We start from the raw sequence: 16,298 nt of genomic DNA, 5'->3' as shown, positions 1-16,298 counted from the left end.
CTTTAATTTTTAGTTAGCAGGTGGGAAAGTGGGGCTTGCTGGGTTGGTATCCCAAAAAACCTGCTGTGTCATAGTTTGTTTTTGAGTCAATGAGGGGTTGGTCACCACTTCATTCTGTGGGTATAAGAAACTCCTTGGAAAAGGACCTGGGTTAGCTTCCCAGTTGGGCAATACCGTAGTGGGGTAGCCTGTCATTCGGTAATAATTGTATGCCTCAGTCGCACCTCCATAAAGGGTAACAAAGTATTGTTCTGCAAAGATGTTCTCTTTATTGTCCCCTGTAGCGTTGTTAAAATTGGTTACAACATCATTGATATAACTTTCTACCGTTGTTTGGTCCGGAGCAAAGGATAAATCTGCGGAAGGATCCAGTGACCCAAAGGACATTACTTTATCGATTGACATTTGGAGTGCACGGTTTAAGCGTAGTCCTCGTTCAGTGTCATTATCGGCCATAATCGCTCTCCAAAATTCAACATATGAAGAAAGAATAATAGGCTCAATACCTGCACCGCCACCACCTTTACCCAATCCAACTTTTCCATCGAATGCATCATCTTCTGGATCTACGGCAAAATCATCATCATCAAATTTGCCAGCTGCAGGATAAACACCTACGGCAGTACGCTCAAAGTTATCCGGAGGAGTACCCTCATCGTTACCGTGAGAGCGGCCCCAATAGCCATTAGGTACACTGCAATAGGTAAATCCGCCATCTATATAATGCTGGGGAGGAGTAGCTAAAGAGCAAGCTAAGGTTTCTTCATTAGGATCGTCATCTGCTCCAGGGGTCGCACCTACTTGTCTATAGAAATAATAGCGAATACGTGGATCGTTATTGTTTAGCATCAATTCCATTAGCCAATTGGACTGATAAATGTTCGCTCCCGAAGGGGTATAATCGTCGGCATAGTCAGGGTGACGGGTATCCGGCTGCAATTCGCTAGTACCGTACTGAAACTGAAAGTCATCGGCAGCAGAGGAAATAAAATTATCGGTTGCAATCACTGCTTTAAAACTGCCCACATCCCCTGTCATCATATAGGACTTCAATCTAATGGTATTTATCAGCTTCAGCCATTTGGTAGTATCTCCACCGTAGAACAAATCTGTAGCTCCTAAAGTTTCTGGGCTTCCCGCAAGCAATTCTTCTGCCTCATCCAAAATAGTCATTGCAGCTGCATAAATAGAGCCTCCATCATCTAATTTTGGTGCTGGAAAATCGTCCGGTTTACCAGCTTCTCCTAATGCGGCTTCACCAAGGTAATCCACCAAAAGCATAAGCATATGCGCTTGAAGGGTTTTTGCAACACCCTTATGGAATGAATAGTCTAGGATACTAATTTCATCTGCTTCTTCCAATTTAGCAATGTTAGGGAACATTCCAACTCGAATGTCGCCATTTCCCGCGTCATTAAAATCACTACTGTAGGTTCTGGCCCAGATATCATCAAAAGTATCCCCAGGGTAATTATTGAAATAATCCCTTCCAAACATATAATCAATTCGGGTCAACTCGGCACCTAGGTCACTTATTTCAGCCATGTTGGAGGCATAGGCCAATTGTATGGAGTTCAACAACAAGTTAGGGTCCGCCTGATCGGCAGCAAGGTCGTTTGGACTTATCCTTAAGTCCAGTTCTGTGGTTTCACAAGAGGAGAAGCTCACTCCTGCGATAAATACCATGGTAATATATTTTAGAAAATTTCTCATAATGCGTATATCATTAACAATTGTTATTAGAACGATGCTCTTACGGTTAGGCCGTATCGTCGCTGGGAAGGCCCGTTCATAAAGTCGAATCCACGACCGTTACCAATACCTACCCCTGCTACGTTGGGATCAAAGTTCGCGCCATCAGGGGTGTTGTAGGCATCATACCAAAGGTTGAAGCCTTGGGCGGTCAAGGTCAAAGATCCAAATGGAGTATTGTCCAAATACTTTTTGGGGAAAGAATACGATAGCGATACTTCCTGCAAACGGATTACCGAAGCATCATAAATCTTCATTTCCGCCGGTCCGAACAATAGGTTGTTGAAATAGTAGGTGGAATTGTTGATTTGTTTGTCGTTCACTTCACCTGTAGTTTGGTTCACACCTGGAAGAATATAACTGTTTTCCCTATCAATGGTTTCTGTGATCAAACCACGACCCAATAGGGTGGCTATGGTACTGGACATAATATCTCCACCTTTCACGTGCTGGACTTGGAAACCAAGGTTCCAGTTTTTATAGGAAAAGGTATTGAAGAAGTTCATGGTGTAGTCGGGAACGGCATCGCCAATAATTGGAACATTACCCTCATTATCTTGTTCGACAATAACATAATTGCCACCATCATTCACCAGGAAGTTTCCATTTTCATCACGTCCAACTGCTGTACCAACTATAGTACCCAAAGATTCACCTTTTATGGCAGCGTTCGCTCCAACAAAAAGGGCAGTACTACCTGCGTAGAAAATGATATCCTCCTCTTGCTCTTCAACGACTTCCTCGTTGGCAAAGAAGTTTACCCTTGAGTTCCAGTTGAAGCCATCTTTTCCACCTCTAAAAATGTCGATACCTAAGTCGGCCTCGATACCTTTATTGCTGATTTGACCAATATTGGATTGAGTCAGGGTGAATCCGGTGGAAGGAGGTAGTGGTTGATTTACAATCAGGTCATCTGTTCTTCTATCATAATAGGTAAAGTCCAATGAGACTCTATTCTGCCAGAAACGGGACTCCAATCCTATTTCAAACTCTTTTAAAAGCTCAGGTCTTAGGTCGAGATTCTCTTTGACGTTTCCGACTTGGTTGGTGGTAATCTCACCGCCATCACCATAAATTTGTGTGTTTTGCTCCACCACACCAGCAGTTGGATATCCTGTTGGGAAGTTGGCAGAGGTCGCATATCCTGCTCGAAGTTTAAGGTAATTTAATCCACCTTCACTTTGTAGTCCTTTGAAGGCGGTGGTAGGTAGGAAGGAAAGACTTACCCCTGGATATGTAAGTGCCCTATTTTCTCTAATCAAGTTGGATACCCAATCGGTTCTTGTATTCAAATTCAAGAATAGCATATTGTCGTAATCGAAGGATACTTGACCCAATAGACCAATAATATTCCGCTGTTGGGAGAACTGTATCGGCAATTGATTTTCGTAGTTAAAATGTCTCTTGATGCCATAAACAATCTGTCCGGTACTTGCTACCCCTTGTCGATCAAAGATGTCCGAACGAGCATTTGCACCAGCAATGAAGGTCATTCCAATTTTTTCAGAAAGATCATAATTGCCATTAAATGCGAAATAGTGATCCCAAATGGTATTGTTGTTGTCGAATGTATCCAAGAATCCAAAAATGGCATCGGTAAATTCAACCCCACCTTTGTTTGAGCCATTGATGTTTCGCTCGTTATAGAAATCGAGCCCAGTTCTCCAGGTCAATCCTAAATTTTGGTTGATTTCATAGCTCAGTGAGGCATTAAAATTAAATCTATTGGTTAGGTTATTGTAGGTAACATTCTTTGCCGTCCATCTCGGGTTGATGATATCATTTCCATTCCGATAGTAGATACTGGAACCGTCCTCTGGCTGTTCAAAAGGAAGTCCCATAAGGTCAACGCTGATAGGCGTGAATAGGACGTTTCCAAATACGGAAAGTCCCAAGGAACCATTACCCCTGCTTGCTGCAATCGGAGGACTTTTCACATCACTACGGGCATAATTGGCTGTGGCCTGTACGCTAAATTTATTGGACAGTTTAGATTTTCCACCTACCGAGAAGTTGAAACGGTTCAATGAGTTTCCTGGGGTAAAACCTTCTTCATCCAAATACCCAATATTGGCATTAAAGGTGGTATTCCCATCCTCTGATCCACCAGCAATATTTACAGAGGTGTTCAAGGTACGTCCGGGACGCATAAATTCTTCTACTGAATTATAGGGCTTCCAGTCATATCTTTGATTGGCAAATTGCTTTGCTAAGGCTCCCTGTCCCGTATTCCGCCCTCCTGGGTTTAGAAACGCAGAGGAAGCATAAGGATGCAACAAAGTACCTTGATCGTCTATGGCAGACTGGTTGCCCCACCCAGAAACTCCTGGACGGTCAAAGCTGGGCCCCCAGTTACTAAAGAACCAGCCAAAGGATTGGTCAAACCCATTCCCATATTGTTGTTGATAATCAGGTAAAGAGGCGAACTCATTCGCAAAGTAAGACTGACTTACCGTTATCTCCGTCTTTTTCGGCCCTTTTTGAGCTGCACCTGCTTTGGTGGTCACCAAAATTACGCCGTTACGCCCCAAAGTTCCATAAAGGGTGGTCGCTGCAAGTCCTTTTAATACCTCTACGCTTGCAATATTATTGGGGTCTAAGTCCAAGAAACGGGAAGGAGCAGGGTTACCGTCCAAGAAGTCTCCAGGCGCGTTGGTATCATTACTAAAGGGTACCCCGTCCACAATAAACAAGGCCTGGTTGCTCCCACTAAAGGAACTAAAACCTCTTACGGTAATGTTTGTACCTGACCCAGAGGTACCGCCTGCTGAAGTGATTTGCACCCCAGCCGCTTTACCATTGAGGACCCTAGCAACATCGCCTTCTGAGCGATTTTCTATTTGATCAGCCCCTACGGAAGTCACAGCATACCCGAGGGCTTTTTTCTCCCTCTTGATGCCTTGAGCGGTTACAACCACCTCCTCAAGAGCTTGGGCATCTTCTTCCATTTGTACGTTTATTAAGTTTGATGCTCCAATGGTGCGCCTAGTTGGTTTTTGCCCTATGTAGGTGAATAGAAGCGTTTGTCCCACCTTTGCGGAGATGGCATAGTTTCCATCGAAATCCGTCTGCGTACCTGTGGAACTCCCTTCAACAACAATGTTGACACCCGGCAGGGGCAGTCCATTTTGGTCGGTAACTGTACCGCTTACATTCTTTTCTTGAGCCAGTGCCGCTGTAATGGAACAGCATAAAAACACCAACATCATCCAATAATTTTTCATTATCATAAACATTAATTTTAGAGTTAGTTTTCCATTCCGTATCCATAGGGTGGGAGGTTGATTTGGTTTTAGGATCCGTTGAGAAGTATGTTGTTTTTGGATAGTTAAAACCAATTCCCTATTTATATAGAATGAGCCCAAAAAAACTAAAAGAATCCTAAGGAACTGTTAAGGTTTAAGAACCTTTACAGCTGCCGATGGAAGTTAACAGCAGCCTATAAATTGAAATTTGCCTTATAAACTATTACTTCACCAATACTTATTAAGACAATTTTGTATTAGCTCCAGTACTTTAAACTTAGGGTTTAAACTAAACGGCAGGTTATCTTCGATTTATTAAAAAGTAGATATCTTTTTATAGCTCTTTTCAAAAACTGTACAGTATGTTAAAGTAGATTTTTGATCTTAAATTCATTGTTAGATGAAGAGAAGAAAAACAAACATTTGGTGTTTGAACTTGATAAATTTAACTGAACATTGATTAAAAAAATAAGAAAGCTAAAGCTGAAGAAATGCTTTAGATGTTCTTAGCTCAATTGCAAAATTGAATCTTTGTTTCCTGACTTTAATGTGAAAGGTTTGAATAATAAAAAATCCCCTGTGATTGACAGGGGATTTTTTGTGTTTAAAGAGACTTTTTTGTTAGTACCCTGGGTTTTGTTCGATGTTAGGGTTGTTTTCCCTTTCCCTGGCAGGAACTGGAAAAATGGTTCTATTAGCACCAAAGGTAGCAGCGGAAAACTGCGGATTACCTGCGGGACGTAAATCTCTGGAATTTCTCAATAAATCCATTCTTCTGTGACCTTCAAGAAAGAATTCTTTTCTGCGCTCCTCCAAAATTTGGTCTAAGTCTACTGAAGCTAGAGGTGCTAGACCTGCCCTATCCCTAACCAAATTTATGTCGTTCAAGGGAGTATCGCCTATTGTTGTTCCACCTCTTAGGTTTGCCTCGGCCCTTATGTAGTACATTTCGGTGATTCTAATAACGGGCATGTCCGCATCACCTTGAGCACTTGGAACCTTGTTCGAGAAAGTTTTAGTAACAGCATTTGTGTTTTCTCCTTGAACAGCATTTTTGGTATCCGAGAGTCTTAAATCTCCTGGTTCTGCAGCAAATGAATCCAACAAATCCTGGGAAAGGAAGGCGTCACCTCTACCTGCAGGTGCGGCCACTGCAAAGTTATGAAGTCCTGTACCTCCAAAAGCCCCGTCAATCGCATTGTTATCAATAAAGAAAATGTGTTCGGTACTTTCAGAGTTCCAAAAGCTGTAGTCACTTGCAAAACCGTAGGTGCCAGATTCTATCACTTCATTAGCCAATGTGGCAGCTTGTTCCCATTCTCCTCTATATAGGTGTAATCTTGCTTTTAATGCCTTTGCAGCACCTTGAGAAGCCCTAGCATTATCCGCAGTATCAGGTAGTAGGTTTATTGCTTCCTGTAAATCATCAGCTATTAAGGCATGAACTTCGTTTACCGAAGATCTTGGCAACTGAAAATCCTCTATGACTGCATTATCATCAAAAGGCATTGTTACAATTGGAATTCCAGGATTTGAACCATTTGAAAAGGAAAATGGTTGCGCATATAAATTCACTAATCTGAAGTAAATTATGGCACGCATGAAACTAGCTTCCCCTACCAATTGATTCTTTTCTGCTTGTGTTATGGTTGTTTCATCCATTAAAGGCACCTTCTCAATTATAAAATTAGCCAAGTTGATAAGATCATATCCCTCCTGCCAAAATGCTCCTGTAGAACCATTTGTGGCCTGAATTTCATAAAGATTGATGTCTACAATGGTTGGAAAGGAACCGGTCCACTCCAATTCATCGGACATTACACCTTCATATACGTAACTATTACCGTTCAAAGCATCAACTTCACGTGCTTGTGCATATAGTCCGGTCACGGCACCTTGAGCCGCAAACTTCGAAGAAAAGACAACGTCAGATGTTAAAGAATCTTCTGGGGCCAAATCTAAACGATCATCACAACCGACCATTAAGGCAAAAACGGCCATAGTTGGGACTATAACTTTATTTAACTTATTTATTATTCTCATATTAATTTTTTTTAAAAAGTTATACGGGCACCTACTAAATAGGTCTTAGCTTGGGGTGCGGTAAAGAAAGTTTCCCCTTGAACCAGTGGATCGCTATCATCCGTAACTTCAGGGTCAAAACCATCCAATTCACTTGATTTGATTACAAAAACATTATTTGCGGTAGCATAAAGCCTTAAGCCCTTAAGGAAAGTATTCTCCAAGAATTTGCTCGGCAAAGTGTATCCAAGGGTAATGTTTCTCATTCTCAAAAAGGAACCGTCTTTCAACTGTAAAGTTGACGCTTGTCTAAAGGCATTGTTTGTGGAACTATCCAAAGCGGGGGCATAAGCATTATCTCCAGGCTGCTGCCAGTAATCCAATATTCGAACGCTCTGATTAAATGATCCTGCTAGCGACGGGGCATCCGTGAACCTCAATCCATCGAGGAAGATATCATTCCCTACACTATAGGTCATAAAGGCTCTTAAATCCCAATTTTTATATCTAAAAACGTTGGTAATACCACCAAAGTAATCAGGATTGGCATCTCCTACGATAACTCGGTCTGTGTCAAAATTAGGTGTGGTCGTGACTTCGCCATCTTTTGTCAACCACTCTGCATCACCTGTCTGAGGGTTAATTCCATTATATCGAACCAAATAGAAGTTGTTAGCTGAATAACCTTCAATTGCTCTTTGATTTGCACTACCAGCAATAAATTTACCCTCTTCAGAGTCTGAAGCTCCAGGCAATTCTTCAATCAAGTTATCGATGAAGGATATATTGAAATCAGTAGTCCATGAAAAATTATTGGTTACTATATTTTGGGTCTTCAAAGAAAATTCCCAACCTGTATTGTTCATTGTACCGGCATTTTGGGTAATACTTCCAAAACCGGACAACCATGTAACGGGAACATCCAGTAATAGTTCTGTAATATCTTTCTCAAAGTAATTAGCAGTAAAGCTCAATCTATTTTTAAACAGGCTGGCGCTTATGCCCAAATCCAAAGTAGAACTCTCCTCCCAACCAATATTAGGATTTGAAGCCTGTAATGGTCTTAACCCAGGTACATTAGCATAAGCGCTATTTTGAAATAATCCCAAAGATGGGAAATTTCCAATTCTATCGTTACCAGAGGTACCATAACTAGCGGTTAATTTTAAATTGTTAATCCAACTTGCATTTTTCAAGAAGTTCTCTTCCGACAATACCCAACCTCCAGCAACGGACCAGAAGTTCCCATATCTTTTATTGGAGCCAAAACGTGAAGATCCATCTCTACGGTAAGAACCTTCAATAATGTATTTGCTCATGTAATCGTAAGAGACCCTACCGAACAATCCAAACAAAGCCCACTGGGTTCTGTTTTGCTCCGTAGTTGTTGCTTCACCTCCAGATGAAACGTTTCTTAAGTCATCGGATAGAAAGTTCTGTGAAGCCGCCTGAACCGTGTTATCTAACGAAGTCTCATAAGAAAGACCCCCAACTGCCGAAACCGAATGATTTCCAAAAGTACCGCTATAATTCAATGTCTGGTTCGTCAACCATTTGTTATCGTTGGTCAATAAAACAAAGGCATTTCCACCTGGAGAACCATCTGGACGAGGATCAAATAATTCAACGCCCCTTCCAAACTCTTCACCTTGAACCCTATCGATGCCTACTTCCGACCGAAAGAACAAATTGTTAGTAAAATTGATATTTGCAAAGGCATTGGCGATTATCCTTGTATTATCAACCTGTCTTGTTTCCAGTTGCTCAATACCAATCGTATTTTGAACAAACCCCGTATTTCTAAAATTTCCATCCTCATCAAATGGTTCTTGCCATGGCATCATTAAATAAGCCGAAGTCAAGGGAGCAAATGTATTGTTTTCAACTCCGATTCTGTCGTTTCGGGTATTTGTTAAACCGATATTCATTCCTACTTTCAACCAATCATTTGCTTGGTGGTCCAAATTCAATCTTGCACTGAACCTAGTCAAATCGTTTCCAATTACAAAACCTTCTTGGTCACGGTACCCCGCACTCATAAAGAATGAAGTTTTTTGGCTTCCTCCTCTAATGGAAATATTAGCATTTTGGGAAATACCCGTTCTAGTAACACCATTTACCCAGTCAAAATTACCTTGCGGCAAATCATTGACACTGGGTGCAATCCCTCTTTCTACCAAATACTGACGGGTTTGATTTGCAGTTTGCATGGGTATCAAATCTGTAGCCTGACTAAACGAGGTGAATACGTTGACGTCAACTTCTGTTCTACCTTCCCTACCCTTTTTAGTGGTTATGATTATTACACCGTTTGCACCCCTAGAACCATAAATTGCCGAAGCAGCGGCATCTTTTAGGATAGAAAATGATTCTATATCCTCTGGATTTAAGTCCTGCAAAGGATTTAACCCTGTATTACCCCCGTTGTTAAAAGTATTGTCGTTGTCATTCAAGGGAACACCATCAACCACGAAAAGAGGTTGGGCCCCTGCTGTTAAAGACCCTACGCCTCGCACCCTAATAACGTTAGCTGCACCAAGCACCCCAGAACTCTGTACAAATTGAACACCAGAGGCCTGTCCTTGTAATAATTCCTGTGCTGTAACGGCTGGGATATCCTGTATGTCTTCATTACCAACTTGAGCAACATTCTGTACAAGCTTTTTGTCTTGAACCTCACCATAACCCACAACTACAACCTCCTCCAACGCCTGTGCATCTTCCTCCATTTGAACATTAATCGTGGACGATGCTCCAACAGCCTTTTGTACTGTTTTTTGACCGATATAGCTAAAACGGAGTGTTTGACCCGTAGAAGCCATGATGGAATAGTTTCCATCAAAATCCGTTTGGGTTCCTGTATTGGTACCCACGATGGTAATAGAAACACCTGGCAAGGGCAATCCATTTTGGTCGGTAACCGTACCGCTTACATTCTTTTCTTGAGCCAGTGCCGCTGTAATGGAACAGCATAAGAACACCAACATCATCCAATAATTTTTCATTATCATAAAATTGATTTAGAGTTAGTTTTTGCAATCGAGCAGGGGGAGGATGAATCTTTTTTGTAGGCTAATTCAAAAAATCTTCCGAAACAATGAAAACTAAAAAATCGGAAAGAGATAAGATTTAGAGCCTCCACCCTGTGGATTGCGGGGTAAAAGAATGGAAAGTTGGAGGGAAGATTGTTAGCGCTTATTAACCTTTACTTATTTCCCGAATGGGATTTACGTTTACAAATTCGGCGGGAAACTGGGCTAGGCCGCGTTTTGGATAAACTCCTTGGGTGTGATCTTGGTTCGCTTTTTAAATGCCTTATAAAACGATACCCGATTGTTAAATCCACATTGGTAGGCGATATCGGAAATGGATTCGGAGGACTTTTTGAAATTGTTGCAAAGCTTGTTTTTGGCCTCTTCAATCCGGTAGGTATTGATGAAGTCGTAAAAACTCATATTAAAGTTTTCGTTGATTACTTGGGAGGCATGGTGTCTGGAAATATTGAGCATATTGGCGATATCGTCGAGGCGAAGTTCGTGGTTCAAATAAAGTTTTTGGGTGTCCATCAAATCCTCCAGTTTTTCCTTTAGTTCTTGTGAAAAGGCTTCGGACAATCCCGTTTTTTCATATTTGTCCTGTTTGGTGTGGGCAATTGTACGCTGACTTTTCGTTTTCAATAGGTGACGATATTTCAACAATAGGCAAGTGGCAATCACATAAAACGGAAGTGGCACTGCAAATAAGAGAAAGGAATCTTCAAAGTTGGTCCAACTGTAAAAGATTAAAAAGAGCGTGTACCCAAATAAAAATAGAAACAGCGAAATGAAACTTTTGGTAAAAAGGTCCACCTTGTTTTTCTGAAAGAAATGTGTGTAATCCCAGAGTGACATAAGCAATCATTTTTGTCTTCGGGATTCAAATTGCAAAAAAGTAAAGTTTTATCGGGGTACCAATTGACGGATGCCCCTTTTGATCTGACGGATGGCCCTTCCCAGTCAACGGATGCATTTTTGGAGCATCAAAAAATCATCCGAGAATAGGGGATAACGGTGGAGTATCCTTTGCCCTTAAAATAGGCAATGGTTTTTTCATCTCCCGTAGCCAAAACAAAATCACCGCCCCAAGCTCCTAAACTTTTGATCATACCAAAATAGTCTGGAAAAAGTCGTTGCTTTACAGGTTGTTCCTGTAACACATCGGAAAGAAGGTTTTCATGTTTTTCCATCAAGGATTCAAAGCCCGCTAGGGTTGGGACTTCAATCATTCTATGGGTTATGGATGAAATTTCTTGGATGAGTTTGTTCCTATCAAACTGTCGGTTTTTGTAATTGGCGATGGCTTCTTTGCTGCTTTGTTTTTGGTTAAGGTGCACAAAATACAAGGAGTCCTTAAAAATGGGGTCAAAATCAATGGTTTCGACCTTTGGTTCACCATCCAAACGTTGGTAGGTGATGGGAGAATTGTGTTGAGCACAGGCGATATCGTAACCGCTTCCGCCAAAAGCATTCCATAACAATTGATAGGCATCCACTCGGGCCCATTGTGCCAAATTGTTGATCAAAGTGGATGAGCTGCCCAATCCCCAAGATCGTGGAAAGGTCAGACGGGTTGTTACCTCGAATCCATCGCTATCGGTAAGCAATAAAGGGTTTTGCGCATTGGCCTCCAAAAGGAGGTGCGCCAAGGTTTGGGCCATGGCCTCATCCGAAGTGGAAACTATTTTTAAGTTGGCAAGGTCAAACGTTGCGGAGAACCAGCTATGGTCGTTTTCGTCCAAACTGGTCCACTCTAATACACCGGACGAAGTAGGGGTTACCTGTAGCGATTGCCCATAACTGGTGGGGATGGCCAGGCCAAGGGCCCCATCCAAAATAGCATATTCGCCGGAGAGCAATAGTTTACCGTTGCTGTAAAGCTCTTTCTTCATTCTTGGTTTTTGAGTGAAAGCAAAAGGAAATCACTGTTGTTGTCCTTTATAAATTCCTTGATGGTACTTTCTTGTTCCTTGAACAGCTGCGCCAAAAGTGAAGTGGTCATATTTCCCGTTTTAAGCCAAATAATCTTTGGAGGTCCACCATATAAGGTATTTAAGTCAAAGAAATCCGCATCGAAGGTAACTATGGTGAAGTCAATGTCCTTGGCATATCTCCAAATTTCAAGATCTGATGCGTTTGTTAGGTTCAAATCTTTTACCGAATACGACTGAGGAAAAATGTCGGCTATGGTTTTCAGCAGTCGAAAAGATATGTTTTGATCAAAAAGTAATTTCACGAAGCGATGTTCAATTTCTTTTCACGATCTGCAGCAAAAGCAAGGCAAGCATTGATGTGTTGCTCGGTCAATTCGGGGAAGTCTTCGATTATGGCAGACTTTTCCATACCATTCGCCATCCAATTAAGCACATCATAAATGGAAATTCGGGTTCCCTTTAAGATGGGTCTTCCAAACCTTTTGTCTGGATTGATTTCGATATATTTTTCCAAATGTTCCACCTTAGTTTATTTTTTTGGACTCTGTTAAAGATACAAAAACAAGACGGTTATTTTTTGATGTTCTCCAATGCCTCCTTTACCGATGCATTGGTAACAGTTTTGTCCTTAAAATACGTGACCAATTCCTGTTTTTCACTTTCGGTGGCGCCCAATTGGTTGAGCATATTGAGCAAATGCATTTTCATGTGTCCTTTTTGGATTCCCGTGGTGACCAAGCTACGCACAGCTGCAAAGTTCTGTGCCAGTCCGGCCACGGCCATAATCTGCATCAACTCCTTGGCGGTAGGGTTCTGTAAAATTTCCAAGGCCAACTTCACCAACGGGTGCAAAGAGGTAAGTCCGCCCACGGTACCCAAAGCCAAGGGAACCTCTATCCAAAATCTGAAAATACCATCTTCGACGGTGGCGTGCGTTAAACTTGAATATTGACCTTCCTTGGCAGCGAAGGCATGCACTCCTGCTTCAACAGCCCTAAAATCGTTGCCAGTAGCGAGCACCACGGCATCAATACCGTTCATAATGCCCTTGTTGTGGGTAACGGCTCGGTAGGGTTCTGCCTTGGCAATGTTGATGGCCTGCACAAATTTTTGTGCAAATTCATCCGCTGTCATATCGTCACTCCCCAACTCGGAAACAGGACAACTGACCTCCGCCCGAACCAAGCAATCCGGCACGTAGTTGGAGAGGATGCTCATCACCACCTCTATATTTTTTTCCTCTTCGGTAAAGGCTTTGTGATTTTGGGCCTCTTCTTTCAGGGTTTTGGCAAATTGTTCCAGACAGGAGTTGATAAAGTTGGCGCCCATGGCGTCCAAGGTCTCAAAAGTACAATGGAGCTGATGGTACCCTTCAATCTTATCCGTGAGATTTCGAAGCACAATATCGTTGATGCCACCGCCCCGTTTTTCCATGCTTTGCGTGATGGAAGCCACACTGGTAATCAGCTTAGGCCTTACACTGTTGAAAAAATCGGTGAGCTTGTTTTGATCACCTCGATACATAAAATGTACCTGCCCCACTTTCTCCGTTCCCAAGACTTCTGTTTTGAATCCGCCCCGTTCCAACCAGAATTTTGCCGCCTTGCTCGCAGCAGCTACTACGGAACTTTCTTCAATGGCCATAGGAATGGCGTAGAGCCTATCATTGATCAAGAAATTGGGTGCAACCGCAAAGGGCAGATAGTAATTGGAAATGGTGTTTTCAATAAACTCATCATGCAATTGCTGTACCCTCGGGTCCGAGTTCCAATACTGCTGCAATAGCATTTTGGTCTGTTTGGGGTCTTTGGTGCAATTTGTCGCTATCCAATCAATTTTTTGGGTTTTGGACAATTTGGAAAATCCTTCAACTGGAGTGTTCATAAAGTTGGCTTAACGCTTTCAAATATACGGATATTGACCATTTACAGTAGAAGGCATTGTTTTTAAATCCAAAGGTTAAAATTTGTTGCAAACGCAACATCAAAATTTATTTTTCGGATAAATATTAGTAAACTTGGAAGTTGTTAAATCAAGAATGTGAATTAGAACACCATCGAGACATTTTTGTTTGACCTTTTGACTGCAAACCAGTTGACTAAAACGTTTTTGGTTGTAAAACACATGTTTAATCAATTTATCACTTCATGAACAAACCGTCTTTTCTATTCCTTTTTCTTTTAGGATGCTTGACCTTTTCCACCGCACAAAAGAAAAAAATAACCCTCGAAGAGATTTGGGGAGGAGAATTTAGAACGGAATATATGGATGTCCTCCGCTCCATGAACAACGGTACCCAGTATACCATATTGAATACGGAACGTTCCCCAAGATCCAGTAGTTTGGACAAATACGACTATAAAACCTTGGAAAAAGTAGAGACCATTGTAGCTTCATCCGAAGCGGTACCCTATTTTTCTTCTTACACTTTTAGTGATGATGAATCCAAAGTGCTTTTGGCAACAGAGGTAGAGCCCATTTTTAGACGTTCCCGTTTAGGTATCTATTATGTTTATGATATTTCTTCCAAGGATCTGATAAAAATATCAGAGACCAAAATCCAAGAGCCCACACTTTCTCCGGACGGGAGCAAAGTGGCCTATGTGTTGGACAATAATCTCTATGTGATGGATTTGGCCAACCGCACCACCAAGCAGGTGACCACGGATGGGAACAAAGGAACCATTATTAATGGGGTAACGGATTGGGTGTACGAGGAAGAATTTGGTTTTGTGCGTGCCTTTGAATGGAACAGCAACGGAACCAAAATCGCTTTTCTTCGGTTTGATGAAACCGAGGTTCCTCATTTTTCGATGGATTTTTACGGTACCGATTTGTATCCGTATCAATATGAGTTTAAGTATCCCAAGGCCGGAGAGAAGAATTCCATCGTTACCTTGCACATGTATGATCTAGCATCTGCATCTATTTCTAACGTCGATTTGAATGACCCTTACTATATTCCTAGAATCAAATGGATGCACAATCCCAATCATTTGAGCGTCCAAACGTTGAATAGGCATCAGAACGTATTGCAACTACATGCCGTGGATGCCAAAGACAATTCCGTGACAATTTTACTGGAGGAAAGTGATAACGCCTACGTGGATATTGATGATGATCTTACCTTTTTGGACGACGATAGTTTTATTTGGACCAGTGAGGCAGATGGATACAATCACCTTTACCTTTATGGAAAGGACGGCAAATTGAAGAACCAAATTACCGACGGACCATGGGAAGTCACGAGCTATTACGGATATGATGAAAAGAACGACCGTATCTTCTATCAATCCGTGGAAAATGGTTCCATCAACCGTGGCGTTTACAGCATTTCCACCAAAGGAAAGCGCAAGAAAGCATTATCCACCGAAGCTGGGACGAATTCCGCAGCTTTCAGCAGTGATTTTACCTATTACATCAATACCTATTCCAGTGCAACAACACCTTACAGGTTCACCCTGCATGATGCAGCTACTGGGAAACTGGTCAAGGCAATCAAGGATAATTCAGCTTTGCTGAACAAATTGGAGGGATACGAGATTTCGCCCAAGGAGTTCTCCACCATCACTGTAAATGGAAACGACCTGAATATGTACATGATCAAACCTGCCAATTTTGATCCAAACAAGAAATATCCGCTTTTCATGTTCCAATACAGTGGCCCTGGTTCACAGCAGGTATCCAATTCGTGGATGGGAAGCAACGATTACTGGCACCAGCTATTGGCTTCCGAAGGCTATATTGTGGCCTGTGTAGATGGTCGTGGGACCGGGTTAAAAGGGCGCGACTTTAAAAAAGTGACCCAAAAGGAGTTGGGCAAATATGAGGTGGAAGACCAGATTGCGGCAGCCCAACAATTAAGTGGCCTACCTTATATCGATGAGGACAGAACTGGAATTTGGGGATGGAGCTATGGCGGATTTATGTCCACCAACTGTTTGCTCAAGGGCAACGATACCTTTGAAATGGCCATTGCCGTGGCACCGGTTACCTCATGGCGTTTTTACGATACCATTTATACGGAGCGCTATATGCAAACGCCCCAAGAAAATCCAACGGGCTATGACGATAACTCGCCATTCAATTATCCGGAGTTGCTAAAAGGGGATTATTTATTGGTTCACGGTTCTGGGGACGATAATGTCCATGTGCAGAACACCATGCGCATGATCGAGGCGTTGGTACAGGCCAACAAACAATTCGATTGGGCCATTTATCCCGATAAAAATCACGGTATTTATGGGGGCAACACGCGACTGCACCTCTACACCAAGATGACCAACTTCGTTAAGGAAAAACTTTAAAAA

10 protein-coding genes are annotated in these 16,298 nt (G+C 42.0%); 1 reads left to right on the top strand and 9 read right to left on the bottom strand.

Annotation, left to right across the window (positions count from 1 at the left end; genetic code table 11):
- Positions 1–9 precede the first annotated feature (9 nt).
- From RBB12_RS00485 to RBB12_RS00445, 9 genes are all read right to left on the bottom strand, one after another.
- Positions 10–1,713, bottom strand: coding sequence for a SusD/RagB family nutrient-binding outer membrane lipoprotein (locus RBB12_RS00485; protein ID WP_306012364.1), 1,704 nt, complete (start codon positions 1,711–1,713; stop codon positions 10–12).
- 26 nt (positions 1,714–1,739) lie between these two features.
- Positions 1,740–4,976 (bottom strand): SusC/RagA family TonB-linked outer membrane protein, encoded by a 3,237-nt coding sequence (locus RBB12_RS00480; RefSeq protein WP_306012363.1) that lies wholly within the window; start codon positions 4,974–4,976, stop codon positions 1,740–1,742.
- A 642-nt stretch (positions 4,977–5,618) separates the two neighbouring features.
- Positions 5,619–7,040 carry a RagB/SusD family nutrient uptake outer membrane protein gene (locus tag RBB12_RS00475; RefSeq protein WP_306012362.1) on the bottom strand — a complete coding sequence of 474 codons (1,422 nt, stop codon included), beginning with the start codon at positions 7,038–7,040 and terminating at the stop codon, positions 5,619–5,621.
- 11 nt (positions 7,041–7,051) lie between these two features.
- Positions 7,052–10,024, bottom strand: a complete 2,973-nt coding sequence (locus tag RBB12_RS00470) for a TonB-dependent receptor (protein ID WP_306012361.1) — start codon at positions 10,022–10,024, stop codon at positions 7,052–7,054.
- Positions 10,025–10,276: 252 nt separating this feature from the next.
- Positions 10,277–10,909, bottom strand: a complete 633-nt coding sequence (locus RBB12_RS00465) for an AraC family transcriptional regulator (protein ID WP_306012360.1) — start codon at positions 10,907–10,909, stop codon at positions 10,277–10,279.
- Positions 10,910–11,037: 128 nt separating this feature from the next.
- Positions 11,038–11,946: a GYDIA family GHMP kinase gene (locus RBB12_RS00460; protein ID WP_306012359.1), complete on the bottom strand. Its 909-nt coding sequence runs from the start codon at positions 11,944–11,946 to the stop codon at positions 11,038–11,040.
- A complete protein-coding gene (locus RBB12_RS00455; RefSeq protein ID WP_306012358.1) occupies positions 11,943–12,290 on the bottom strand; it encodes a DUF5615 family PIN-like protein in 348 nt (115 codons plus the stop codon). The genes RBB12_RS00460 and RBB12_RS00455 overlap by 4 nt, the downstream gene beginning before the upstream one ends.
- Positions 12,287–12,511 (bottom strand): DUF433 domain-containing protein, encoded by a 225-nt coding sequence (locus RBB12_RS00450; protein WP_179385720.1) that lies wholly within the window; start codon positions 12,509–12,511, stop codon positions 12,287–12,289. Before RBB12_RS00450 ends, RBB12_RS00455 begins: the two co-directional genes overlap by 4 nt.
- A gap of 47 nt (positions 12,512–12,558) precedes the next feature.
- Positions 12,559–13,872, bottom strand: coding sequence for a hydroxymethylglutaryl-CoA reductase, degradative (locus RBB12_RS00445; RefSeq protein ID WP_306012357.1), 1,314 nt, complete (start codon positions 13,870–13,872; stop codon positions 12,559–12,561).
- Between the two features lie 263 nt (positions 13,873–14,135).
- Between RBB12_RS00445 and RBB12_RS00440 the strand changes: the two genes are divergently transcribed.
- On the top strand, positions 14,136–16,295 hold the full coding sequence (locus RBB12_RS00440; protein WP_306012356.1) for a S9 family peptidase: 2,160 nt from the start codon (positions 14,136–14,138) through the stop codon (positions 16,293–16,295).
- Positions 16,296–16,298 lie beyond the last annotated feature (3 nt).

It is taken from the genome of Allomuricauda sp. MMSF_3307 (assembly GCF_030733585.1).
Classification (GTDB): domain Bacteria; phylum Bacteroidota; class Bacteroidia; order Flavobacteriales; family Flavobacteriaceae; genus Flagellimonas.
The sequence above is the reverse complement of the archived record's forward strand: the minus strand, read 5'-3'. Positions and strand labels throughout refer to the sequence as shown.